19 protein-coding genes are annotated in these 24,112 nt (G+C 72.4%); 13 read left to right on the top strand and 6 right to left on the bottom strand.

The genetic code is table 11. The features are described from left to right. Positions 1–269: 269 nt before the first annotated feature. Genes ABZT74_RS15525 through ABZT74_RS15540 form a run of 4 tightly spaced genes read right to left on the bottom strand, consistent with a single transcriptional unit; the run spans position 270 to position 8,128 of the window. The gene (locus ABZT74_RS15525; RefSeq protein WP_356435362.1) at positions 270–2,030 is read right to left on the bottom strand and encodes an ABC transporter ATP-binding protein; all 1,761 of its coding nucleotides are present in this window, start codon (positions 2,028–2,030) and stop codon (positions 270–272) included. Then, positions 2,027–3,751 (bottom strand): ABC transporter ATP-binding protein, encoded by a 1,725-nt coding sequence (locus ABZT74_RS15530; RefSeq protein WP_356435365.1) that lies wholly within the window; start codon positions 3,749–3,751, stop codon positions 2,027–2,029. The genes ABZT74_RS15525 and ABZT74_RS15530 overlap by 4 nt, the downstream gene beginning before the upstream one ends. A 28-nt stretch (positions 3,752–3,779) precedes the next feature. Continuing rightward, on the bottom strand, positions 3,780–5,684 hold the full coding sequence (locus tag ABZT74_RS15535; RefSeq protein ID WP_356435369.1) for an ABC transporter ATP-binding protein: 1,905 nt from the start codon (positions 5,682–5,684) through the stop codon (positions 3,780–3,782). Continuing rightward, positions 5,681–8,128, bottom strand: a complete 2,448-nt coding sequence (locus ABZT74_RS15540; protein ID WP_356435372.1) for an ABC transporter transmembrane domain-containing protein — start codon at positions 8,126–8,128, stop codon at positions 5,681–5,683. The genes ABZT74_RS15535 and ABZT74_RS15540 overlap by 4 nt, the downstream gene beginning before the upstream one ends. 325 nt (positions 8,129–8,453) lie before the next feature. Here ABZT74_RS15540 and ABZT74_RS15545 point away from each other — a divergent pair, with 325 nt between their 5' ends. Genes ABZT74_RS15545 through ABZT74_RS15560 form a run of 4 tightly spaced genes read left to right on the top strand, consistent with a single transcriptional unit; the run spans position 8,454 to position 12,119 of the window. Then, positions 8,454–9,356: an ABC transporter ATP-binding protein gene (locus tag ABZT74_RS15545; protein WP_356435375.1), complete on the top strand. Its 903-nt coding sequence runs from the start codon at positions 8,454–8,456 to the stop codon at positions 9,354–9,356. A 59-nt stretch (positions 9,357–9,415) separates the two neighbouring features. Further along, positions 9,416–10,150, top strand: a complete 735-nt coding sequence (locus ABZT74_RS15550; protein ID WP_356435604.1) for an ABC transporter permease — start codon at positions 9,416–9,418, stop codon at positions 10,148–10,150. 36 nt (positions 10,151–10,186) lie between these two features. Then, positions 10,187–11,470: a sensor histidine kinase gene (locus ABZT74_RS15555; RefSeq protein WP_356169525.1), complete on the top strand. Its 1,284-nt coding sequence runs from the start codon at positions 10,187–10,189 to the stop codon at positions 11,468–11,470. Then, positions 11,460–12,119: a response regulator transcription factor gene (locus tag ABZT74_RS15560; RefSeq protein WP_355867487.1), complete on the top strand. Its 660-nt coding sequence runs from the start codon at positions 11,460–11,462 to the stop codon at positions 12,117–12,119. The genes ABZT74_RS15555 and ABZT74_RS15560 overlap by 11 nt, the downstream gene beginning before the upstream one ends. A gap of 54 nt (positions 12,120–12,173) precedes the next feature. On the opposite strand, the gene glgX is transcribed toward ABZT74_RS15560, so the two are convergent. Next, on the bottom strand, positions 12,174–14,387 hold the full coding sequence (gene glgX, locus ABZT74_RS15565; RefSeq protein ID WP_356435606.1) for a glycogen debranching protein GlgX: 2,214 nt from the start codon (positions 14,385–14,387) through the stop codon (positions 12,174–12,176). 247 nt (positions 14,388–14,634) lie between these two features. On the opposite strand from glgX, the gene ABZT74_RS15570 reads away from it, so the two are divergent. The 7 genes from ABZT74_RS15570 to ABZT74_RS15600 all read left to right on the top strand — a co-directional run bounded on the left by ABZT74_RS15570 (position 14,635) and on the right by ABZT74_RS15600 (position 22,135). After that, on the top strand, positions 14,635–15,861 hold the full coding sequence (locus ABZT74_RS15570) for an Ig-like domain-containing protein (protein ID WP_355867490.1): 1,227 nt from the start codon (positions 14,635–14,637) through the stop codon (positions 15,859–15,861). Between the two features lie 183 nt (positions 15,862–16,044). Continuing rightward, complete coding sequence (locus ABZT74_RS15575; protein WP_356435379.1) at positions 16,045–17,295, top strand: Ig-like domain-containing protein; 1,251 nt, start codon at positions 16,045–16,047, stop codon at positions 17,293–17,295. 77 nt (positions 17,296–17,372) lie between these two features. Next, positions 17,373–18,140, top strand: coding sequence for an enoyl-CoA hydratase-related protein (locus ABZT74_RS15580; protein WP_355867496.1), 768 nt, complete (start codon positions 17,373–17,375; stop codon positions 18,138–18,140). 299 nt (positions 18,141–18,439) lie between these two features. Beyond that, entirely contained in the window at positions 18,440–18,943 is a 504-nt protein-coding gene (locus ABZT74_RS15585; protein WP_355867499.1) for an ATP-binding protein, read from the top strand. A gap of 469 nt (positions 18,944–19,412) precedes the next feature. Beyond that, complete coding sequence (locus ABZT74_RS15590) at positions 19,413–20,234, top strand: polysaccharide deacetylase family protein (RefSeq protein ID WP_355867501.1); 822 nt, start codon at positions 19,413–19,415, stop codon at positions 20,232–20,234. Beyond that, positions 20,234–21,439: a hypothetical protein gene (locus tag ABZT74_RS15595; RefSeq protein ID WP_356435382.1), complete on the top strand. Its 1,206-nt coding sequence runs from the start codon at positions 20,234–20,236 to the stop codon at positions 21,437–21,439. The genes ABZT74_RS15590 and ABZT74_RS15595 overlap by 1 nt, the downstream gene beginning before the upstream one ends. 90 nt (positions 21,440–21,529) lie before the next feature. Continuing rightward, positions 21,530–22,135, top strand: a complete 606-nt coding sequence (locus tag ABZT74_RS15600; RefSeq protein ID WP_356435385.1) for an ADP-ribosyltransferase — start codon at positions 21,530–21,532, stop codon at positions 22,133–22,135. Between the two features lie 63 nt (positions 22,136–22,198). Here the strand turns inward: ABZT74_RS15600 and ABZT74_RS15605 are convergent, their stop codons facing one another. Then, complete coding sequence (locus tag ABZT74_RS15605; RefSeq protein WP_356435388.1) at positions 22,199–22,843, bottom strand: GNAT family N-acetyltransferase; 645 nt, start codon at positions 22,841–22,843, stop codon at positions 22,199–22,201. Between the two features lie 56 nt (positions 22,844–22,899). On the opposite strand from ABZT74_RS15605, the gene ABZT74_RS15610 reads away from it, so the two are divergent. Both ABZT74_RS15610 and ABZT74_RS15615 read left to right on the top strand, forming a co-directional pair. Continuing rightward, entirely contained in the window at positions 22,900–23,814 is a 915-nt protein-coding gene (locus ABZT74_RS15610) for a MerR family transcriptional regulator (RefSeq protein ID WP_356435391.1), read from the top strand. 60 nt (positions 23,815–23,874) lie between these two features. Further along, positions 23,875–24,087 carry an EF-hand domain-containing protein gene (locus ABZT74_RS15615; protein WP_355867516.1) on the top strand — a complete coding sequence of 71 codons (213 nt, stop codon included), beginning with the start codon at positions 23,875–23,877 and terminating at the stop codon, positions 24,085–24,087. The last annotated feature ends 25 nt before the right edge of the window (positions 24,088–24,112 follow it).

Below are 24,112 nucleotides of genomic sequence, written 5' to 3' on the forward strand. Positions count from 1 at the left end.
GGGCAGAACTGGGCTTTACGCGGAACCAGGTGCAATGGGGTCGTGCGGCGCGTCACAGCTGATGGAGCTGTGGGGTTGCTGTGAAGCAGCCGTGGGAAGAGTGGCAGGGGATGACGCTTTCTGTCAGGACCGCGTCAGTACTTTGGCCGGAAACGGTTCGTTGTCCGGTTCGTCATGTTCGGTATACGGACTGTCCGCCGGACCGTGCGGCGGCCTTTCGCCCCGCGTGACGAGGAGTTCACGCACCCGTTACGCCGCACCCGCCCCGGTCAGCGACCGGAGGCGGCCCGGCCGTCCCCGTGCCACGAGTGCCACAGCGCCGCGTACGCCCCCTCGGCCGCCACCAGTTCGTCGTGCGTGCCCAGTTCGGTCAGGCGGCCGTCCTCCATCACCGCCACCCGGTCGGCGTCGTGCGCGGTGTGCAGCCGGTGCGCGATGGCGATCACGGTCCTGCCCTCCAGCACGGCGGCCAGCGCCCGCTCCGTGTGCCGCGCGGTCGCCGGGTCGAGCAGCGCCGTGGCCTCGTCGAGGATCAGGGTGTGCGGATCGGCGAGGACCACGCGGGCCAGCGCCAGCTGCTGCGCGCGCGAACCGTCCACCGCGACCGCCTCGGGCCCCAGCTCCGTGTCCAGTCCCTCCGGCAGCTCCGCGGCCCAGTCGTCGGCGCCGACCGCCGCGAGCGCCGCCCACAACTCGGCGTCCCCGGCGCCCGGTTCGGCGATCAGCAGGTTGTCCCGGACCGTACCCAGGAACACGTGGTGCTCCTGGGTGACGAGGACGACCTGCCGGCGCAGCTGCTCGGGGCCGAGGGCGACGACCGGCACCCCGCCGACCGTCACCGTCCCGCTGTCCGGCGCGTCCACACCCGCCAGCAGCCGGCTCAGCGTGGACTTCCCCGCACCCGAGGGGCCCACCACGGCCAGCCGCTCCCCGGGCCGCACCGTCAGGTCGACCCCGCGCAGCACCTCACCTCCGCGGTCGTACGCGTACCGCACCCCGGCGACGTCGATCCGGTCGTCCGCCGGTGCCGGCGATCCCTCCCGCACCGCCCGCGGAGCACCCGCGAGGCCCTCCACCCGGGCGAACGAGGCGCTGCTGCTCTGCAGTTGCTCGACCTGGTTGAGCATCGTGTCGAGCGGCTCGACGAGTTGGCGCAGATACAACGTCGCGGCGACCACCGTCCCGAGGCTCAGGACACCCCGGGCGTGCAGCGCGCCGCCCACCAGCAGCACGGCGACCACCGGCAGGACGTACGAGATCTCCACCGCCGGAAAGAACACGCTGCGCAGGAACAGGGTCCGCATCCGGCTGCGACGCGACTGCTCCAGCGCGTCCCGGCCCGCCCGGATCCGGCGCTCACCGAGCCCGAACGCCTCCACCGTGCGGGCGCCGGACGCGGTGGCCGCGAGGATCTCCGCGACCTGCGAGGTCGCCGCGCCCTCGGCGAGATAGGCGGTGCGCGCCCGGCGCAGATACCAGCGCAGCGCGGCCCAGATGCCGGCGAGACCCAGCACCGCGCAGCCGCCGAGCAGCGGGTCGATGGCGAACACGGCGGCCAGGATGAACATCGACTGCGCGCCGGAGATCAGCAGCTGGGGGAGCGCGTCGCGCAGCGTGTTGCCCACCAGGGTCACGTCGGCGGTGCCGCGCGCCGTCAGATCGCCGGTGCCCGCCCGCTCCACGACCGAGGCGGGCAGGGCCAGCGTCCGCTCCACGAACTCCTCGCGCACCCGCGCGAGCGTCCGCTCCCCGAACCGGTAGCCCGCGAGGCGGGCCCAGCGCGCCAGCAGGAGTTGGGCGAGCGAGGCGACGAGGATGACGAGCGCAGGACCGTCCACCACCTCCACCCCGCCGCCGCGCCGCACGTCGTCGATGATCCGGCCGAGCAGCCAGGGCCCGACCAGGCCGGCCGCGGCGGCCAGCGCGTTCAGTGCGAGCACGGCCGCGAACACCCGGCCTTCCGCGCGGATCAGCCGGACCGTGGCCCGCCGCACGTCGGCCTGTCCCGCGACGGGCAGGTGGGTGCTCATCGAACGGCCTCCCCGGCCTCGTCCGCCGCCAGGTCGCGGGCCACCAGCGCCCGGTATCCCGGCTCCGCGCCGAGGAGTTCGCCGTGGGTCCCGGTGGCCGCGACCTTGCCGTCGACCAGGAAACACACGGTGTCCGCGCGGTCCAGCACGAGCGGCGAGGTACTGGTGAGGACCGTCGTTCGGTCGCTGCGCCCGGCCCGCAGCCGCCGCGCGACGGCCGCCTCCGTGTGCGCGTCGAGCGCCGAGGTCGGTTCCACCGCGAGCAGCACCTCCGGGTCGGCGAGCAGGGCCCGCACCAGCCGGACCCGCTGCCGCTGGCCGCCGGACAGACTGCGGCCCCCCGCGTCGACGGCCGAGCCGAGACCGTCCGGCAGCCCGAGGACGATGTCGTCGGCGGCGGCCGTGCGCACCGCCCGCGCGATCGCGTCCCCGGTGTGGTCCCGCCGCCCGCCGACCAGCTCGCGCAGGGTGCCCGCGAACAGGTCCGCCTCGTTGTCCGCCACCAGGATCCGCTCCCGCACCTGGTCCAGAGCGACCTCGTCCAGCCGGACGCCGCCCCAGGTCACGTCCGACGGCGCGTACCGGCCGAGCCGGTCCATCACGGCCTCCGACTCGGCGGGCCGGGCCCCGACCAGTACCGTCAGCCGCCCCGGGACGATCCGGACCCCGGACGCGGGATCGTGCAGCACGGCCGGGGACACCGGGGCGTCCAGCGCGTCGACGGGGGCGCGGTCGGGCTCCAGGGACAGGAACCGTACGACGCGCCGCGCGGAGACCACGGCCCGGGAGAGCTGGTAGCCGGCCTCGATGAAGAAGTACACCGGCAGCACCAGCACCGCGACATAGCCGTACACGGACACCAGCTCGCCGATGCTGATGGCGCCCTGCGCGGCGAGCCGGGCCGCGAGCCAGGTCACCACGGCCAGGAAGAGGGACGGCAGCCCGAGACCCAGTGCCTGGATCCAGCTCGTGACCGCGCCGACGCGGTATCCCTGGTCGCGCAGGTGGCGCGATTCGCGCCGGAACGCGTCCGCGAACAGCCCCTTCCCGCCCAGCCCGTTGAGGACTCGCAGGCCGCCCGCCAGATCGGCGATCCGCGCCGTCAGCACGGCCTGCCGCTCCCGGTAGTCCGTCTCGGTCCCCTGGAGCCGGCCCATCAGCGGCCCGACGAGCAGCGCGATCAGCGGCACCCCCAGCAGGATCGCCACCGACAGCGTCACCGACACCGACAGCAGCAGCGCGGCCACCACCCCGTAGGTCACGACCGAGGCCACACCGGGCCCGACGACGGTCAGCGACATACTGATCGTCTGCACGTCACCCACGCCGATCGTCACGATCTCACCGGCCCCGACCTGCCGCGGCAGCGCCGCCCCCAGCCGGACCGCGTGCTCCACCACCACCTTGACCGTGCGGAAGTTGCCGTCCATCCGCACCTTGGTCATCGTGCGGTGCCGTACGACACCCAGCCACGCGTTGAACACCCCGGCGCCCAGCACGGCCCCCGTCCACCCGGCCAGTGCCGTCCCGTCACCCGGCTCCAGACCGTCGTCGATCGCCCGGGACAGCAGATACGGCGTCAGAGCCAGGAGCCCCATCCACACCGTGGCGATCACCGCGCCGGTGGCCGAGCGGCCCGCCTGCCGGCCGACCAGCCACCACAGATACCGCCAGCCGCCCCGCCGGTCCGGCGTCCCCGGATCCGCGAACACGTCGATCATCCGTCCCCCTCCGCCCGCCGGTCCGCCGTCATACGAGGCTGTCGCGCCACGCGCGGTGCAGGTCGGCGAACCGGCCGGTGCCCGCGACCAGTTCGGCGGGTGACCCGTCCTCGACGATCCGCCCGTGCTCCATCACCAGCACCCGGTCGGCGATCTCCACCGTCGACAGCCGGTGCGCGACGACCACGGCCGTACGGCCCCTCAGCACCGTCGACATGGCGCGCTGCACCGCCCGTTCACCCGGCACGTCCAGCGAACTGGTCGCCTCGTCGAGGATCAGGACCGCCGGGTCGGCGAGCAACGCCCGCGCGAAGGCGACCAGTTGGCGCTGGCCGGCGGAGATCCGGCCGCCCCGCTTGCGGACGTCCGTGTCGTAGCCGTCGGGCAGTTCGCTGATGAACTCGTGCGCCCCGATGGCCTTCGCGGCCTGCTCGATCTCCTCGCGGGACGCCTCCGGGCGCCCGATCGCGATGTTCTCGGCGACCGTGCCCGAGAAGAGGAAGGCCTCCTGGGTCACCATCACCACCCCGCGCCGCAGCTCGGGCACCGACAGCTCACGCAGGTCGACGCCGTCGAGCAGGACCCGCCCCTCGGAAGGGTCGTAGAACCGGGCCAGCAGCTTCGCCAGCGTCGACTTGCCCGCGCCGGTCGAGCCGACCACGGCCACCGTCTGTCCCGCGGGCAGGGTCAGCGAGAAGGTGGGCAGCACCTCCCCGCCGGTGCGGTACGCGAAGCGCACCCCGTCGAAGACGACCTCGCGGCCCGGGTGTTCGGAGGCGAGCGCGGGCAGCGGGCGCGGCGCGGACGGCTCCGGGACCGTCGGTGTCTGGGCCAGCAGACCGGCGATCTTCTCCATCGAGGCGGCGGCCGACTGGTAGGAGTTCAGGAACATGCCCAGGCGGTCGATGGGGTCGTACAGCCGGCGCAGATAGAGGACCGCCGCGGCGAGCACACCGAGCGCCAGCGAACCCGAGGCCACCCGGTACGCGCCCCACAGCACGATGCCCGCGACCGCCGTGTTGGCGACGAGACGGGAACCGACGACATAGCGCGCCATCTCCAGCAGGGCGTCGCCGTTCGTCTTCTCGTGCCGTCGGTTGAGCACCCGGAAGGCGTCGTCGTTGGCCGCCTCCCGGCGGAACGCGCGGACCGGCCGGATGCCGTTCATCGTCTCCGCGAACTTCACGATCACCGAGGCGATCGCCGTCGACCGGACGGCGAAGATCCTGCCCGCCCGGCGCCGGTAGCGGCGGATGAGCAGGTACAGCGGGACGAACGAGCCCACCGCGACCGCGCCGAGACCCGCGTCCAGCCAGAGCAGCATCGCCGAGATGTAGACGAACGACAGGATGACCGTGACGAGTTCCTGGAGCCCCTCGCTGAGCAGTTCGCGCAGCGACTCGACGTCCGTGGTGGAGCGCGAGATCAGCCGGCCCGACGTGTAGCGCTCGTGGAAGTCGACGCTGAGCGCCTGGGCGTGCCGGAAGATCCGGCCGCGCAGATCGAGCAGCACGTCCTGGTTGACCCGGGCCGAGGCGAGGATGAAGGCCCACTGGAGTCCGCCGGAGAGCGCCGAACACAGCAGGTAGGCGGCGCCGACGGCGATCAGTGGCCCGTGGTCGTCGTGCCGGAGCGCCGGGACGGCACGGTCGATCGCGTACGCCACGAGCAGGGGCCCGGCCTGCACCGCCGCCTGCTGGAGCAGCAGCAGAACGGTCGTCACCACCACCCGGGCCCGCAGCGGCAGGAGCAGTGACCGCAGCAGGGCCGCCGTCGCGCCCGGGGGAGTGGGCAGGGTGTCGCGGTCGAACGGGTCCTCGTGCGGCTCGGTCGGCCGGTCCGCCCGGACCGCCGGCCGTCCTTCGACCGGATCCTCGTCCGGCGCTCCGTCCGGTTCCCGGTCCGGAGCGGTGGTCGTGGGCGCCGCGGTCATCGGTCGTCCTCCTCTGCGCCCGACATCAGGTGGGCGTACTCGGCGTTCGTGCGCAGCAGTTCGTGATGGGTGCCGACCGCCGTGATCCGGCCGCCGGAGAGCAGGGCGACGCGGTCGGCCAGCAGGACCGTGGACGGGCGGTGCGCCACGATCAGCGCGGTCGTCTCCGCCAGCACCCGGCGCAGGGCTGCCTCGACGGCGGCCTCCGTGTGCACGTCCAGGGCCGACAGCGGGTCGTCGAGGACCAGGAAGCGGGGCTGTCCGACCACCGCCCGCGCCAGTGCGAGGCGCTGGCGCTGGCCGCCGGAGAGGCTGAGGCCCTGCTCGCCGACCTGCGTCGCGGTGCCCTGCGGCAGCGCGTGCGCGAAGTCGGCCTGCGCGACGGCCAGGGCCCGGTCCAGCTCGTCCCGGCCGGCGGTGTCGGCGGCGCCCATGAGCACGTTCTCGCCGACGGTGGCCGAGAAGAGGGTGGGCTCCTCGAAGGCGACGGCGACGAGTTCGCGCAGTTCTTCGCGCGGCATGCCGGTGATGTCCCGGCCGTCCAGGGTGATCCGCCCCGAGGTGATCTCGTGCAGCCGGGGGACGAGCGCGGTGAGCGTCGTCTTGCCGGTCCCGGTCGCTCCGACCAGGGCCATGCTCTCGCCGGGTCTGATGTGCAGGTCGACCCCGGCAAGGACCGGCGGGGCGTCGGCGTCGGCGTCCGGGTACCGGAACCGGACCCCGTGGAACCGCAGTCCGCCCTCCCGGTGCGAGGCCGGAGACCCCTGCGCGAGCGCCGAACGCCGCTGCGACCCCGACACGGTGACCGGCGCGTGCGCCGGCCCGGGAACACCCCGGCCGACGGCGGGGACTACCGGGTCCGAGCCCGGTTCGCGCGCCGGGGCGGTGGCGGGTGTGTCCGCCGACGGGGGGAGGCTGTGCCCGGCCACGGTAGGCATCTGGGCCGGTGCCGGTGTCGAGCCCGGTTCGCGCGTCGGTGCGGTGGCGGGTGTGTCTGCCGACGGGGGGAGGCTGTGCCCGGCCACGGCAGGCACCTGGGCCGGTGTCGGTGCCGAGCCCGGTTCGCGCACCGGTGCGGTGGCGGGTGTGTCCGCCGGTGGGGAGACGCTGTGCCCGGCCACGGTAGGCATCTGGGCCGGTGCCGGTGTCGAGCCCGGTTCGCGTGCCGGGGCGGTGGTGGGTGCGTCCGTTGACGGGGAGAGGCTGTGTGCGGCCACGGCAGGCATCTGGGCCGGTGTGGGTGTCGGGGCCGGGGCGGTGGCCGGGCTGGCGGTCGGCGCCGGGGCGTTGTGCGTCACGGTGCCGGCCATGTGGTCCGGTGCGTGTGCAGGACGTGGCTCCGGTTCCGGTTCCGGTTCCGGTGCCGGTTCCGTGGAGGCGGAGGGGAGCGCGTCCCGTCCCGTGACGGCTGCCGTCGCGCTCGGCGTGGGCGCGAGCGACGACTCCGGCTCCGCGTCCATCACCTCGAAGTACCGCTCCGTGGCCGTCGCCGCCTCCTGGCTCATCGCGAGGAGGAAGCCGATCGAGTCGACGGGCCAGCGCAGCGCGAGCGCGGTGGACAGGAAGGCGACCAGCGTCCCGGCGGACAGGTCGCCGTCGGCGACCTGGACCGTGCCGAGCACCAGGGCGGCACCGATGGCCAGTTCCGGCAGGGTGACGATCACGGCCCAGATCGACGCGAGCAGCCGGGCCTTGGCCAGCTCCGTACCCCGCAGCGTCCCGGACAACTCGCGGAACGCGCGGGCCTGGCTCCGGTGCCGCCCGAACCCCTTGATGATCCGGATGCCGAGCACACTCTCCTCGACCACCGTCGTCAGGTCGCCGACCTGGTCCTGCGCCTGCCGTGCCACCTCCGAGTAGCGCCGCTCGAAGAGCCAGCAGACGATCATCACCGGGACCGCCGGGGCCAGCAGCACGAGTCCCAGGGTCCATTGCTGGACCAGCATGATCGCGACGCCCGCGAGGATCGTCACCGAGTTCACCAGCAGGAACGTGAGCGGGAACGCCAGGAACATGCGCACCAGCATCAGGTCGGTGGTCCCCCGGGACAGCAGCTGGCCCGACGCCCAGCGGTCGTGGAAGGCGACCGGAAGCCGCTGCAGATGCCGGAAGAGATCGGCCCGCATCGACGCCTCGACACCCGCCAGCGGCCGGGCCACCAGCCATCGGCGCAGCCCGAAGAGAACCGCCTCGGCGATGCCGAGGAGCAGCAGCCACAACGCCCCGAGCCAGACGCCCGCCGGGTCGTGGCCGGAGATCGGCCCGTCCACCATCCACTTCAGGACCAGCGGGAACAGCAGCGCGAGACAGGACGCCACCACCGCCACGAATGCCGCGACGAACAGCCGCGCCCGCACCGGCCGCACATACGGCCACAGGCGCAGCAGGCTGCGAACGGTCGATCGGTCGGGCAGGTCCGTGGTGACTGCATCTGTGGTTCCCATCACCGGCGAGCCTACGGAGTGGCACTGACAGTGCCCACCGAGTTTTGGCCGCGCCGGAAAGATCCGGACCCGCGGCGTCCGCGCCCTCGGGGCGTCGATGTCCGCGCCCTCCGGACCTGTGGTGCCCGCGCCCTCGGGACCCGTGGTGTCCGTGCCCTCAGGACCCGCGGCGGCCGTCCGGGCCGGACGTGGCACGCCCCGGATCCCCCGGCCCGGCGCCCGGGTTCCGCGGCCGGGTCGTAGTGCCGCATCAACCGATCGGCTGATGCCGCTTCGAGCGCGATGGCCGATGTGCCGGCCGGGGTCCGGGCGGGAGGCTCGGAGCATGTCAGTCATCGAAGTGAGCGGACTGCGCAAGTCCTACGGCGGCCGGGCCGTCGTCGACGGTGTCTCCTTCACCGTCGAGGAGGGCGAGATCTTCGGGATCCTCGGCCCGAACGGCGCCGGCAAGACCACCACCGTCGAGTGCGTCGAGGGCCTGCGGGTCCCCGACGCGGGCCGTGTCCGGGTCACCGGGCTCGACCCCTTCGCCGACCGCGAGGCCACCAGCCGCGTCCTCGGCGCCCAGCTCCAGCAGAGCGAACTCCAGGCCAAGCTCACCGTGCGCGAGGCCCTGGAGCTGTACGCCGCCTTCTATCCGCACCCCGCCGACTGGCGCCCGCTCGCCGAACGCCTCGGCCTCACCGACCGGCTCACCACCGGGTTCGGCAAGCTCTCAGGTGGCCAGAAACAGCGCCTGTTCATCGCGCTCGCGCTCATCGGCGACCCCCGTGTCGTCGTACTCGACGAGCTGACCACCGGACTCGACCCGCGAGCCCGCCGTGACACCTGGGAACTCATCGAGGACATCCGGGCGCAGGGCGTCACCGTCCTCCTCGTCACCCACTTCATGGAGGAGGCACAGCGGCTCTGCGACCGGATCGCCGTCATCGACAAGGGCCGGGTCGCCGCGCTGGACACCCCGGCCGGACTGATCCGCCGCTCGAACGGCTCGACCGTCATCAGCTTCACGCCGTCGGCGCCGCTGGACGAGCGGGACCTCGCCGCGCTGCCCGCACTCGCCTCCGTGGAGCACAGGGACGGCCGGATCACCCTGTCCGGCACCGACGACACGGTCAACGCCGTGATCACCCTCCTCGCCCGCCACCGCATCACCGCCCACCAACTCCGCGTCACCGACGCCACCCTGGACGACGCGTTCCTGGACCTGACGGAGGCAGCAGCATGAGCACCGCACTCGCCCGCCCCGGCACCCGCGCGGACCTCCGCTCCGGCATCCGCGGCGGCCTGAACACCGCCGTCATCCGGACCGAGATCCGGCTCTTCCGCCGCGAACCCGGCGGGATCTTCTGGATCCTGCTCTTCCCCACCATCCTCCTGGTGATCCTCGGCTCGATCCCCTCCTTCCGGCAGCCCGACCCGTCCTTCGGAGGTCTGCGCCCGGTCGACGCCTACGTCCCCGTCGCGGTCCTGCTCGGCCTCATCGTCGGCTGTCTCCAGGCGATGCCGCAGTCCCTGACCGGCTACCGCGAGCGCGGCATCCTGCGCCGCATGTCCACCACCCCCGTCAGGCCCGCGGCGCTGCTGTCCGCGCAGATGCTCGTGTTCGGCGGCGCGGCCCTGCTCTCCGCCCTGCTCGCCCTCACCGTCGGCCGGCTGGCCTTCGACGTCACCCTGCCCCGGCAGCCCGGCGGCTACCTCCTCGCGCTGGTCCTCGCCGTCCTGGCCGCGCTCGCGCTCGGCGCGGTGGTCTCCGCCGTGTCCCGTACGACGAAGATCGCGGGCGCGATCGGGTCCGCCGTGTTCTTCCCGATGATGTTCTGCGCCGGTGTCTGGCTGCCCGTCCAGGCCATGCCGGACACCCTCGCCCGGATCGTCGGCTGCACGCCGTTCGGCGCCGCCGCCCAGGCCCTGAACCAGGCCGCCGCGGGCCACTGGCCGGGCTGGTCCCATCTGGGCGTGCTCATCGCCTGGACGGTGCTGCTGTCGGCCGGGGCCGCGCGCTGGTTCCGCTGGGAGTGAGCGATGACCGGCCTCCCCTCCGTGCAGACTGAACGCATGACGACCGCACCGCGACAGGACAGCGCGGCCGCCGCGGCCCGGACCGTGGAGGAACGCTGGGCCAGCTTCCACCGCTACGGCCCCTTCGGCCTGCTCGGCGTCGCCGTCGTCCTCTCCGTGGCGACGGCCGGCGTCGTCGGCATGAACCGCACGGACTGGTACGTCGGTGTGCCGCTGGTGCTCGCCGCGCTCGCCCTCCAGCTGTGGTGGACCCGGGCGATGCGCACCAGACCGGGCCCGACACCCGCCAGCATCGGCTACTTCTGGATCCGCTGGGCCATCGCGTTCGTCCTCGCCCTGACCAACCCGTTCTACGCGTTCTACGCCGCCGCCAGCTATTTCGACGTCGAACGGCTGCTGCCCCGCCGCATGGTGCGGGTGGGGGTGATCGCCGCGGTCGTCGTCGTGGCCGGCTCGCAGTCCGGCGGGCTGCCGCCCCACGGGGCCGTCGGCTGGGCCGTGTTCGGCGGACTCCTCGCCGTCAACGTCACCCTGGCCGCGATCATGGGCCACCTCAACGCCAAGGAGAACGAGCGGGCCCTGGTCCAGGCCGCCACCATCGCCGAACTGGAGCGCACCAACACGGCGTTGCAGCAGGCACTCGACGAGAACGCCGCCCTGCACGCCCAACTCCTCGTCCAGGCACGGGAAGCCGGGGTCGCCGACGAGCGCCGCCGGCTCGCCGCCGAGATCCACGACACCATCGCCCAGGGACTGACCGGCATCATCGCCCAGCTCCAGGTCGTCTCCAACACCCCGGACCCGGCCGCCGCCCGCGACCACCTGACCCGTGCCGCCGACCTCGCCCGGCACAGCCTCGGCGAGGCCCGCCGCTCCGTGCAGAACCTCGCCCCCGTGGCCCTGGCCGACGACGGGCTGCCCGAGGCGCTGAAGAAGACCGTCGCCGAATGGGGCGAACGCAACGGCATCCGGGCCGAGTTCACCGTCACCGGCACCGCCGAGCAGCTTCACGACGAGGTGTCGGCCACCCTCCTGCGGATCGCCCAGGAAGCCCTCTCGAACGCCTCCCGGCACGCCCGCGCCGGCCGGGTCGGGGTGACCCTGAGTTTCATGGTCGACGAGGTCACCCTCGACGTCCGCGACGACGGACACGGCTTCGACCCGCTCGCCCTCCCGGCCCGCACCGGCACCGGCGGATTCGGCCTCGACGGCATGCGGGCCCGCGCCGAACGCATCGCCGGCTCCCTCACCGTCGAGTCCGAGCCGGGCCACGGCACGGCGGTCTCCGCTCGCGTACCGTTGGTGCGCCATGACCGATGACCCCGCGGCCCGCCGCTCCGACGCCGTGATCACCCTCCTGCTCGTCGACGACCATCCCGTCGTACGCGACGGACTGCGCGGCATGTTCGAGTCCGCCCCCGGCTTCACGGTCCTCGGCGAGGCGTCCGACGGCGTGGAGGCGGTGGCGCTCGCGGCGTCCCTCGACCCGGACGTCGTCCTGATGGACCTGCGGATGCCCGGAGGCAACGGCGTCGAGGCCATCGCCGAACTCACCCGCCGCGGCGCCCGCGCCAAGGTCCTCGTCCTGACGACGTACGACACCGACTCCGACACCCTCCCCGCCATCGAGGCGGGCGCGACCGGCTACCTCCTCAAGGACGCGCCCCGCGACGAGCTGTTCACGGCGGTCCGCGCGGCGGCGGAGGGCCGCACCGTCCTGTCCCCGGCGGTCGCCTCCCGCCTGGTGTCCGCGGTACGCGCGCCCGCCCCCGCCGAGTCCCTGTCCGCCCGCGAGCGCGAGGTGCTGGCGCTGGTCGCCAAGGGCACCTCCAACCGCGAGATCGCCCGCGTGCTGTTCATCAGCGAGGCCACGGTCAAGACCCACCTCACCCACCTGTACAACAAGCTCGGCGTCAAGGACCGCGCGGCCGCGGTCGCCAGGGCCTACGACCGCGGCATCCTCGGCTGACGGGCCGGGTCCGAGCCGGACCCGCCGCTCCCGCGTCCTCTTCTCAGCGGCCCCTCAGCACACCTTCAACAGCAGCACCGACCGCGCCGGCACCGTGATCGCCGTCCCCGCCCGGTGCACGACACCGGGCTCCTCGCCCTGCTCCTCCCGCGAGGTGTCCACGACCACCTCGTACCGCGCGGCCCACGGCAGCCCCGGCAGCTCGAAGGAGGCCGGACGGTCCCCGGCGTGCAGCACGGCGAGGAAACTGTCGTCCGTGACGGGGACACCCACCGCGTCCCGGCCCGGGATGTCCCGCCCGGACAGATACATCCCGAGCGTCGCGGCGGGCGCGTACCAGTCGCGTTCCGTCATCTCGGTGCCCCGCGCGGTGAACCAGGCCAGGTCCCGCAGCCCGTCGGCCGAATGGGCCCGCCCGGAGAAGAACGCCCGGCGGCGCAGCACCGGATGCTCGTGCCGCAGCGCGATCAGCCGGGACGTCAGCTCGAACAGCGCCCGCCAGCCGGGGTCCTCCAACTGCGCCCAGTCGACCCAGCTGATCTCGTTGTCCTGGCAGTACGCGTTGTTGTTGCCCCGCTGGGTCCGCCCGAACTCGTCACCGGCGACCAGCATCGGCACGCCGGTCGACAGCAGCAGGGTGGTCAGCAGGTTCCTCAACTGCAGCCGCCGCAGCGCCTGGACGCGTTCGTCCCCGCTCTCGCCCTCCACCCCGCCGTTCCACGCGCGGTTGTCGTCCGTGCCGTCCCGGTTGCCCTCGCCGTTCGCCTCGTTGTGCTTGCGCTCGTAGGACACCATGTCCCGCAGGGTGAAACCGTCGTGCGCGGTCACGAAGTTCACCGACGCGTACGGGCGCCGGCCGCCCCAGGCGTACAGGTCGCTCGACCCGGACAGCCGGTACCCCAGGTCCCGTACGTCGGGCAGGGCACCGCGCCAGAAGTCCCGGACGGCGTTGCGGTAGCGGTCGTTCCACTCCGTCCACAGGGGCGGGAAGGCGCCCACCTGGTAGCCGCCGGAGCCCACGTCCCACGGCTCGGCGATCAGCTTGACCCGGCGCAGCACGGGATCCTGCGCGATGACGGCGAGGAACGGCGACAGCATGTCGACGTCGTGCATGGACCGGGCGAGCGCCGCCGCCAGGTCGAAGCGGAAGCCGTCGACGCCCATCTCGGTCACCCAGTACCGCAGCGAGTCCGTGATCAGCCGCAGCACCTGCGGCTGCACCACGTGCAGGGTGTTGCCGCAGCCCGTGTAGTCCGCGTAACGGCGGGCGTCGGACTGGAGCCGGTAGTAGCCGCGGTTGTCGATGCCGCGCAGCGACAGCATCGGGCCCAGCTCGCCCGCCTCCGCGGTGTGGTTGTAGACGACGTCGAGGATGACCTCGATGCCGGCAGCGTGCAGCGCGCGCACCATCCGCTTGAACTCGCCGACCTGCTGGCCCGTCGTCCCGGAGGCCGCGTAGCCCGCGTGCGGGGCGAAGTAGCCGATCGAGTTGTAGCCCCAGTAGTTCTTCAGGCCCCGGCGCAGCAGATGGTCCTCGTGGGCGAACTGGTGCACCGGCAGCAGCTCGACCGCCGTGACCCCGAGCTTCACCAGGTGCTCGATCGCGGCCGGGTGCGCGAGTCCCGCGTACGTGCCGCGCAGTTCCTCCGGGATCCCGGGGTGCAGACGGGTGAACCCGCGGACGTGCAGCTCGTAGATCACCGAGTCGGCCCAGGGGGTCTTCGGGCGGTGGTCGTCGGCCCAGTCGTCGTCGTCCTGCACGACGACGCCCTTGGGGACGAACGGCGCCGAGTCCCGGTCGTCGCGCACGGTGTCGGCGACGTGCTGCTGCGGCCAGTCCCGGACGTGCCCGTACACCTCGGGCGGCAGGGTGAAGTCGCCGTCCACCGCGCGCGCGTACGGGTCGAGCAGCAGCTTCGCCGGGTTCCAGCGGGCGCCGGTCCAGGGGTCCCAGCGGCCGTGCACCCGGAAGCCGTAGCGGCGCCCGGGCACCACACCGGGGACGAAGCCGTGCCAGATCTCGTGGGTGAGTTCGGTGAGCGGGACGCGCGTCTCGGCGCCCGCCTCGTCGAAGAGGCACAGGTCGACGGCCTCCGCTCCGCCCGCCCACAGGGCGAAGTTGGTGCCCGTGGTGCCGTCCGGGCCCACCCGGAAGCGTGCTCCGAGCGGAGTCGGGGCACCCGGCCACACAGCGACGGGAGGCGCCTTCGGGCGCCGGGCACCGTTCAGCGCGGGAGCGGCCGGTTCCGGCTCCGTGGTCGCGGGCACGGCTGTGGACCGCCCCGCCGGTTCCGTGGCGGTCTGCGTGGGCAGTTCAGCGGCATGTCCCTGGTGGACTGCCTCCTGCTCGGGTGCGCTCGACACCGTTCAGCCTCCCGCGGCTCGTGGAACGCAACGAAAAGGGGCGTACGGCGTCCCGGCCGCAGCTCCTTGTCGCGTCGTCCTCCCCACTGTTCTGCCCACCGCGTGGCTCGCACTCACGTTTCCCCGGCGGGGCGCCGTCGTTGGGTCCCTTGTGAACCACGTACCGACGCGCGCGCGGCGCGCAGGGGCCGCGCTGGCCGCCGCTTTGACCTGGGCCGGTCTGCTGGCCGGAGCCGCCGGCTGCTCCTCCGACGGGATCTCGAAAGGGATCGGTGAGGCGTTCGGCAAACCACGCTCGCCCGAGGACGTCATCCACGTCACGCCCGACGACACCGCCAAGGGGGTCCGCCCGCAGGAGAAGCTGACGGTGCGGGTGCCCAGCGGTCGCCTGGAGTCCGTGACGGTCGTCAAGTCCCAGGACGCCCAGGAGTCGAAGGTGCCCGGGCGCCTCTCCGACGACGGCCTGTCCTGGAAACCGGACGACCCGCGGCTCGCCCTCGCCGCCAAGTACACGGTCGACGCGGTGGCCCTCGACGGGCACGGGCGCCGCTCGGCCCGGCACACCACCTTCACCACGGAGGTCCCCGACGAGCGCTTCATCGGCTATGTCACCCCGGAGAACCGGTCCACCGTCGGCACCGGGATGATCGTCTCCCTGGAGTTCAACCGCGAGATCGAGAACCGGGCCGCCGTCGAGCGGGCCATCCGGGTGGAGGCGAGCCCGGCCGTCGAGATCCGCCCGCACTGGTTCGGCAAGGACCGCGTCGACTTCCGCCCCGAGACGTACTGGAAGCCCGGCACGAAGGTCACCGTCGCGTTGCGCCTGCGCGACGTCGAAGCGGCGCCCGGCGTGTACGGACTCCAGTCGAAGACCTTCGCCTTCACCGTGGGCCGCAGCCAGGTCTCCCTCGTCGACGCCCGCGCGCACACCATGCAGGTCCGCCGCGACGGCGCCCTGCTCGCCACGGTGCCGATCACCGCGGGCGCGCCCAAGACGACGACGTACAACGGGAAGATGGTCGTCACCGAGATGCTCGAGGTGACCCGGATGAACAGCCGCACGGTCGGTTTCGGCGGCGAGTACAACATCCCGGACGTCCCGCACGCGATGCGCCTCACCGACTCCGGGACCTTCCTGCACGGCAACTACTGGGCGCCGGACGCCTTCGGCCACACCAACGTCAGCCACGGCTGCGTGGGCCTGCTGGACGTGAAGGGCGGCGGCTCGGACACCCCCGCCGGCTGGTTCTTCGACCGCAGCCTGGTCGGGGACGTCGTCGAGGTCGTGCACAGCAACGACAAGCAGGTCGCGGCCGACAACGGGCTCGGTGGCTGGAACATGAGCTGGAAAGAGTGGAAGGCGGGCTTCCGGCGATGAAGTGACCCGAAATGCGGGTATGCGCACGATGCACTCCAGCGGCGCCCCGCACGGCCGAAGTTGGGACTGAACGGTGACCTTCCCGGGGAGCCATCGCTCCAGGCCGTGTGATTAATTAGCGCGATACGCGCGTGGGACGCGCTGGAGTGCGGGCCTGATCAGGCCGTGCGAGGGGAGAACGACTTGAACGGGCGACCGATATCGGGGGCGTCGGTTGGCGCACGGACCCACCGGAGCAAGGGAATCCTGGCACTGCTGCTGGGAGTTCTGCTGCTCGCGGTGACCGCGTGCGGCGGGGGAGGAGGCTCGGACCGGGAAGCCGGTTCGGGCGACGGCAAGGGCAAGGGGTCGAGCGGTACGGCGGACACCAAGGTCTCGCAGGCCGTGGTGAAGATCGCCCCCAAGGACGGCGCCGGCGACGTGGAGACGAGCGGTGCGCTCAAGGTCACCGCGGCCAAGGGCAAGCTGACCGAGGTGCGCGTCGAGGACACCAAGGGAAACGCTGTCAAGGGAAGCATCACCGACGGGGGCGCCACCTGGACGCCGTCGTCGCACCTGGCCGCGGCCACCAAGTACACGGTCCACGCGGTGGCCAAGGACTCCGGGGGACGTGAGGCCGCCGAGGAGTCGGCGTTCACCACGCTGACCCCGAAGAACACGTTCGTGGGCATCTACACGCCCGAGGACGGCTCCAAGGTGGGCGTCGGCATGCCCTTCTCGGTCCGCTTCACCCGGGGCATCACGCACCCGGACGACGTCGAGAAGGCCATCAGGATCAAGACCGAGCCCGCCGTCGACGTCGAGGGCCACTGGTTCGGCAACGACCGGCTCGACTTCCGTCCCGAGGAGTACTGGGCGGCCGGTACGAAGGTCACCGTCACCCTCGACCTGGACGGTGTCGAGGGCCGCCCCGGTGTCTACGGCAAGCAGGCCAAGACGGTGAAGTTCACCATCGGCCGCAGCCAGGTCAGCACCGTCGACGTCAAGACCCACAAGATGACCGTCAAGCGGGACGGCAAGGTCCTCAAGACCATCCCCGTCACCACGGGCAAGCCGGGCTACGACACCTGGAACGGCAAGATGGTCATCAGCGAGCGCCTCAAGGTGACCCGCATGAACGGCGAGACGGTCGGCTACGGCGGCGAGTACGACATCAAGGACGTGCCGCACGCCCAGCGTCTGACCAACTCGGGCACCTTCATCCACGGCAACTACTGGGGCGGCGACGCCTTCGGCAACTACAACGCCAGCCACGGCTGCATAGGTCTGCGCGACGTGCGCGGGGGCTACGACGGCAAGGTGGCGGCGGCCTGGTTCTTCGACAACTCGATGACCGGTGACGTGGTCGTCGTGAAGAACTCGCACGACAAGACGGTCGACCCGGCCAACGGCTACAACGGCTGGAACATGTCCTGGTCGGACTGGACCAAGTAACCGGTCTCCGGCGGGCCGGGTGTGCTGTGACTCAGCACACCCGGCCCGTTGCCGTTAACGGCCACTAACCTGCTTCCATGACTGTGCATCTCGAAGTGGCCGAAGGCGTGGGCACCATCCGCCTGGACCGCCCGCCCATGAACGCCCTGGACGTCGCGACGCAGGACCGTCTCAAGGAGCTCGCCGAGGAGGCCGCGACCCGCACGGACGTCCGTGCCGTCGTGCTCTACGGCGGGGAGAAGGTGTTCGCGGCCGGCGCGGACATCAAGGAGATGCAGGCCATGGACCACGCGGCGATGGTCGTACGGTCCCGGGCCCTGCAGGACTCCTTCACCGCCGTCGCCCGCATCCCCAAGCCCGTCGTCGCCGCCGTCACCGGCTACGCGCTCGGCGGCGGCTGCGAGCTCGCCCTCTGCGCCGACTACCGCATCGCCGGGGACAACGCCAAGCTGGGCCAGCCGGAGATCCTGCTCGGCCTGATCCCCGGAGCCGGTGGCACCCAGCGCCTGTCCCGGCTGATCGGCCCCTCCCGGGCCAAGGACCTCATCTTCACCGGCCGCATGGTCAAGGCCGACGAGGCGCTCACCCTCGGCCTCGTCGACCGGGTCGTCCCCGCCGCCGAGGTCTACACGGCCGCCCACGCGTGGGCCGCCCGGCTCGCGCAGGGCCCGGCGATCGCGCTGCGCGCCGCGAAGGAATCCATCGACGCGGGTCTGGAGACGGACCTGGAGACCGGACTCGCCATCGAACGGAACTGGTTCGCGGGCCTGTTCGCGACGGAGGACCGGGACCGGGGGATGCGGAGCTTCGTCGAGGAGGGCCCGGGCAAGGCGAAGTTCCTCTGACCGGAGGGCGAACGCCACCCCTCTCGTTCCGCTGATCCACTCGCAGTTGACGCGGTGTCTTACCCGGCGTCCCCCGATGGAGCGTTTTATGCCAGCCTTAAGGCAACCTTAAGCGCACCTTGTCGGTGGTCGCCGGGCATTGCCCCCAACCGCCCCTCATCCGCAGGTCGGAAGGGTTGTCCGACCTCCTGAAATGCCTGGGGCATATGCCGATCAACGGCGTCGGAATGTACCGTTCCGGGTGGCGTATTCCTCCGGAACGGCCCCCAAGTGAGGTCGGGGCGGCCATGATGGGGGACATGGCGGGGCTGGAGGGTATCGAACAGCCGCGGCGGCACGGGAGTGCGACCGCGGCACGCTGGACGCCTGCGGTCGAGGACGAACGGGCGCTCAGGGCACTGGAGTTGTTCGGCAATCCGACCGAGGCCGAGGTGCGGCTGCCGTCCCGCCCGGAGTCCGCGGCGTCCGCGCGACGGCTCGCCCAAGTGGTGGTGTTGCGGCACTGGGGTCTCTCGCCGAAGATGACCGAGGACGCGGTCCTGCTCGTCTCCGAACTCGTGGGCAACGCCGTGCGGCACACCGGCGCCCGCCATTTCGGACTCCGGATGCGCCGTCGCCGTGGCTGGATCCGCGTCGAGGTGCGTGATCCCTCCCGCGGCCTTCCCTGCCTTCTGCCCGTCCAGGAACTGGACCTGAGCGGGCGCGGCCTCTTCCTCGTCGACAAGCTCTCCGACCGCTGGGGCGTCGACCTGCTGCCGCGCGGCAAGACCACCTGGTTCGAGATGCGCGTCGCCGACCGCTGAACCGTCCGTCGTACGCGGAAACCCCGGCCGCTGGGCAGCCGGGGCTTCGGGGCTCCGCGGAACGAATGGGGTGTGATCCGCGGTGCCGACGACAACCATGGCCCGGGTCAATGGGTGGAGGTCGCATCGCTGACTATCGCAGACCCGCCGGATTGATCCAAAACCAGGGGATGTTGGTCCCGACTCCCTCCGCGCAACCTCCACCCGATCCCCCTCGGCCCCGCCCCGCCCGAGGTTCTTCACCCCCGTCGCCTCCACCCGTCCCGCACCCGGGGCTCCACCCCGCACCCCGTCCCGCGAACGCCGGAAGGGCTGAGTCCTCCCCGCCGGACCCCCCGGCCGAGGGAACCGGGCGTGCCGCACCCGGCCCCGGTCCACCCGCCGGAGAGCACTCGGACCGCCCGGCGCGCAGCCGCCCGCAGACGGACCAATCGCCGGTTTCCAGGACGAGCACCCCTTAAATGGACCGGTGACCACGCCCGCCGAAGATCCCGCAGCCGCCCCACCCCGGCGCGCGGCCCTGCTCACGGGACTCGCGCTCACCGCAGGAACCCTCACCGCAGGCTGCTCCGCCCAGGCGGCCCCCGACGCAGCACGGACCCAGCCCCGAACAACACCCCCGACACCCCCCGCCGCGCCGAGCGCGCCCGTCGTACCCCCCGCCCCCGCCCCCCGCCGCTTCCCCGCCCAGCCCTCCGAGATCACCCACGGCCCCCGCACGAACCCCCCGAAAGTCGCCCTCACCTTCCACGGCCAGGGCGATCCCGCCATCGCCACGTCGGTTCTCGGCGAGGCCGAGAAGGCCGGCGTCCGCGTCACCGTCCTCGCCGTGGGCACCTGGCTCGACGAGCACCCCGGCATCGCCCGCCGCATCCTCGACGGCGGCCACGACCTCGGAAACCACACGCTCCACCACCTCGACATCAACGCGATGTCGCGGACGGAGGCCGCCGCCGAGATCCGGGGCTGCGCGGACCGGCTGAAGCGGCTGACCGGCTCGATCGGCACCTGGTTCCGGCCCTCCCGCAGCCCGACGGCCTCCGCCCTGGTCCAGCGCCTCGCGCAGGACGCCGGCTACCCGCACACCCTGTCCTACGACGTCGACTCCCTCGACTTCACGTCGCCGGGGGCCGCCGCGGTCACCCGGAACGTCCTGGCGACGGTCCGCCCCGGCTCCGTGGTGAGCCTGCACTTCGGCTACGCCGACACGGTCGCCGCCCTCCCCGACCTCCTGCACGAGCTCGACCGGCGCGGCCTGCGCCCGGTCACCACAACGGAGTTGCTGAGCTGATGCTGACGCCCCCCTCCTCCCCGCGCTCCGCCCGTGGCGTGCTGGCCGCCGGCGCCGCCCTCACCACGCTGGCCGTCCTGGCCGGCTGCGGCGGCCCCGGCGGGAAGCACGCCGACGAGGCCCTCGGAACGAAGGCCGCCGTCCAGCCCGCCCCCGTGAAGAAGAAGACGCCCGAGGGACTGCCCGGCATGCCCCCGCTGCTGGACCCGACGGACGTCTACGCCGCCGACCGGCCGGGCCGGCTCTCCCCGGTGGTCAAGGACTTCCCCTCCCGGGTCTACGTGCCGAACACCGAGTCCAACACGGTCTCGGTCATCGACCCGAAGACGTACGAGGTCATCGAGACGATCAAGGTCGGAGTGCAGCCCCAACACGTCGTCCCCTCCTGGGACATGAAGACGCTGTGGGTCAACAACGACAAGGGCAACAGCCTCACGCCCATCGACCCGAAGACGGGGAAGGCGGGCAAGGCGGTCGACGTGCACGACCCGTACAACCTGTACTTCACGCCCAACGGCAAGTACGCCATCGTGATGGCTTCCCTCGACCGTGAGCTGGTGTTCCGCGACGCGCACACGATGAAGCGCGTCAAGACGGAGCCGGTCAGCTGCTACGGCGTCAACCACGCCGACTTCTCCCCGGACGGCAGGTACTTCATCGTGTCCTGCGAGTTCAGCGGCGAACTGCTGAAGGTCGACACCGAGAAGATGAAGGTGGTCGCCCAGCAGAAGCTGCCGTTCCAGGGGGCCATGCCGCAGGACGTGAAGATCTCCCCGGACGGCAAGAAGTACTACATCGCCGACATGATGGCCGACGGCGTGTGGGTCCTGGACGGCGACAAGTTCACCAAACCGACCCTGCTGCACACCGGCAAGGGCACACACGGCCTCTACATCAGCCGCGACTCCCGCGAGATGTACATCTCCAACCGCGGTGAAGGCACCATCTCCATCTTCGACTTCACCCAGAACCGGCTCACCAAGAAGTGGCGCCTGCCCGACGGCGGCAGCCCGGACATGGGCGGCGTCTCGGCGGACGGCAAGGTCCTGTGGCTCTCCGGCCGCTACAACGCCGAGGTGTACGCCATCGACACCCGCACCGGTGTGCAGCTCGCCCGCATCCCGGTCGGCAGCGGCCCGCACGGCCTCGCCGTGTACCCGCAGCCCGGCCGCTACTCGCTCGGCCACACCGGCATCTTCCGCTAGAACGGCGCCTGTTGACCCGCTTGAGCTGACACGCCGTCGTACGGGTGACGGTCCACGGCCCGCCCCCGCGGAACGGAGATCGTGCTCCCCATGATCATCCATCGCCCGCGGCGGCGGGCCGCCGCCGTCGTCCTGTCCCTCGGGGCCGTCCTCGCGACGACCGCCGCCACGCCCGCCGCCCCGGCCACCCCTGCCACCAGGGCCGCGGCACCGAGCTGCCCCCAGTTCACCGACCCGGTCAAGGCCGCCGCCGACCGGCGGGTGGACGTCGGGCGCATCACGCCGGAGCCGGTCTGGCGCAGGACCTGCGACACCCTGTACCGCAGCGACACCCGTGGTCCGGCGACCGTCTTCGAGCAGGGCTTCTACCCGAAGGACGTCGTCGGCGGACAGTACGACATCGAGCAGTACGCCCGCGCCGACCAGCCCTCGCCGTACGTGGCGGCGACGTACGACCACGATCTCTACAAGGCCGGCAACACGGCGGGCTTCAACTACTACATCGACGCTCCCGGCGGCGTCGACGTCAACAAGACCATCGGCGACACCCACCGCCGGGCCGGCCAGGACGAGGTGGCCTTCCCCGGCGGCATCGCCCGCCAGTACGTCGTCGGCGTCTGCCCGGTCGACAGGAGGACCAGGACCGAGATCATGAGCGACTGCCAGAGCAACCCGTACTACGAGCCCTGGCACTGACGCCCGCCGCTCGGCGGCACCGGAACCGGCGGTCCGCTCCGGACGCCCGCTCCGCACGCTCCTTCAGACCGCCGTGAGCAGCGCCTCCGCCCCGACGGGACGGAAACCGGCCGCCTGGAACGCCCGCAGACTGCGGGCGTTCCCTGCCGCCACCTGCGCCCAGACCGGCCCGCCGGCGAGGTGCCGCGCCGCCGTCGCGAGCGCCCGGCCCAGCCCCCGGTGCCGTACGGCCTCGTCCACCTCGACCGAGGCCTCCAGGCGTCCCCCGATCCCGTGTCCGAGGACGACCACCCCGCCGTCCGCGGCCCAGGCCCGCACGCGGTCCCGCCGTCCGAGCGCACCGGCGATCCGCGGATGGCCCGTACCGGAGAGTTCCGTGAGCGTCAGAGGCGGCGGCCCGGGCAGGGGCGCGGCGACGGACATCACGTCGACGGTGTCGTGCGCGCGTCCCGTCCGTTCCATGAGCGCGGCGAGGAACCGGGGATTCATGGCCGCGGCGAGCGGATCGCAGCCGACGGCGGCCAGCGTCGCGCGCACCCAGCCCTCGTCCTCGTCGGTGAAGACCACGGAGTGCGCGGTGAAGGCGAGCACCCCGGCATCGCGCGCGCAGTGCTGCCGTACGACCGTGACGGAGCCGTCGGGCGGTGGGAAGATCCCCCCTGCCGCGGCCTCCACGACGGCCGCCAGCCTGTGTGCGGTGCCGGTCACGACCGTCCCCCTCGGCGCTTGAGTCTCCACCCACTGGAAGGCCCAGACTCGCAGACATGACCGACGACGGCACCGGCCTTCTCACCATCGGCGCACTGTCCCGGAGCACGGGCCTGTCCGTCCGGACCATCCGTTACTGGTCGGACGAGGGCGCGCTGCCCCCGGTGGCCCGCTCGTCCGGCGGCTACCGGCTCTACGACGCCGGGTCCGTGGCCCGGCTGGAGCTGGTCCGCACCCTGCGCGAGCTCGGGCTCGGGCTGGACGACGTACGGGCGGTGCTGGCCGGCGGGACCACGGTGGCGGAGGTGGCGGCCGCGCACGTGACCGCGCTGGACGCGCAGATCAGGTCCCTGAAGGTGACCCGGGCGGTGCTGTCGACCGTGGCGCGACGCGCCTCGACCGCGGAGGAGATGACGCTCATGAACCGACTGGCCCGGCTCTCGGCCGCCGAACGCGGCCGCATCGTCGACGACTTCATGGAGGAGACCTTCGGGGGCCTGGACACCGCCGACCCCGACATCAGGACGCGGCTGCGGTTCAACGTCGGCGGTCTGCCCGACGACCCGTCCCCCGAGCAGGTGGACGCCTGGGTGGAGCTGGCGGAACTCATCCAGGACCCGGCGTTTCGCGCCAGGATGCGGGAGACGGTCGAGTTCAACGCGGCCGACCGGGGCCCGGACGTGGCGCCCGGCACGTCCCTGTGGTTCATGAGCCGCCTCGTGCAGCTCGCGGGTGAGGCGCTGGAGCGCGGTGTCGACCCCGTCTCCCCGGAGGCGGACGAGGTGCTCGCCGGGCTGCTCGGCGACGCGGACGCGGCTGTGCTGCTGTCCCGCGTCGAGTCCGCGGCGCACGCCGAGCTGGCCCGGTTCCGGGAGTTGTGCGCGCGGGTCCGCGGCCTGGAGCCGCTGTCGGCGCACCGCACGGAGTTCGCCTGGGTGGTCGCGGCACTGCGGGCTCGCGCGGACCGTTAATCTGACCTCCGTACACAACGCAGTGACGCACGCAGTGATGCACGACGAAGGGGCGGATCGGTGGCCGACATCGAGGAAGCACGTAAGCAGTTCGAGCGGATCGATACGGACGGTGACGGTTTCATCACCGCCTCCGAGTTCAAGACCGCGCTCGCCCAGGGCGGTGACTGGAACGTCACCGAGTCGGTGGCGGAGGTCATCATCGCCGCCCGCGACCTCAACGGCGACAAGCTCCTCTCGTTCGACGAGTTCTGGGTCCACCTGAACAAGTGACGCACCGCGAAGGGGCGCCCACCGG

It is taken from the genome of Streptomyces sp. NPDC005302, from assembly GCF_040607345.1.
GTDB lineage: Bacteria > Actinomycetota > Actinomycetes > Streptomycetales > Streptomycetaceae > Streptomyces.

Coding starts and splice junctions, on each gene's coding strand:
- ABZT74_RS15580 (WP_355867496.1), top strand. CDS start 17,373: ATGACTGTGCATCTCGAAGTGGCCGAAGGCGTGGGCACCATCCGCCTG.
- ABZT74_RS15530 (WP_356435365.1), bottom strand. CDS start 3,751: ATGATCGACGTGTTCGCGGATCCGGGGACGCCGGACCGGCGGGGCGGC.
- ABZT74_RS15585 (WP_355867499.1), top strand. CDS start 18,440: ATGGCGGGGCTGGAGGGTATCGAACAGCCGCGGCGGCACGGGAGTGCG.
- ABZT74_RS15535 (WP_356435369.1), bottom strand. CDS start 5,684: ATGACCGCGGCGCCCACGACCACCGCTCCGGACCGGGAACCGGACGGA.
- ABZT74_RS15560 (WP_355867487.1), top strand. CDS start 11,460: ATGACCGATGACCCCGCGGCCCGCCGCTCCGACGCCGTGATCACCCTC.
- ABZT74_RS15540 (WP_356435372.1), bottom strand. CDS start 8,128: ATGGGAACCACAGATGCAGTCACCACGGACCTGCCCGACCGATCGACC.
- ABZT74_RS15545 (WP_356435375.1), top strand. CDS start 8,454: ATGTCAGTCATCGAAGTGAGCGGACTGCGCAAGTCCTACGGCGGCCGG.
- ABZT74_RS15600 (WP_356435385.1), top strand. CDS start 21,530: ATGATCATCCATCGCCCGCGGCGGCGGGCCGCCGCCGTCGTCCTGTCC.
- ABZT74_RS15595 (WP_356435382.1), top strand. CDS start 20,234: ATGCTGACGCCCCCCTCCTCCCCGCGCTCCGCCCGTGGCGTGCTGGCC.
- ABZT74_RS15555 (WP_356169525.1), top strand. CDS start 10,187: ATGACGACCGCACCGCGACAGGACAGCGCGGCCGCCGCGGCCCGGACC.
- ABZT74_RS15610 (WP_356435391.1), top strand. CDS start 22,900: ATGACCGACGACGGCACCGGCCTTCTCACCATCGGCGCACTGTCCCGG.
- ABZT74_RS15525 (WP_356435362.1), bottom strand. CDS start 2,030: ATGAGCACCCACCTGCCCGTCGCGGGACAGGCCGACGTGCGGCGGGCC.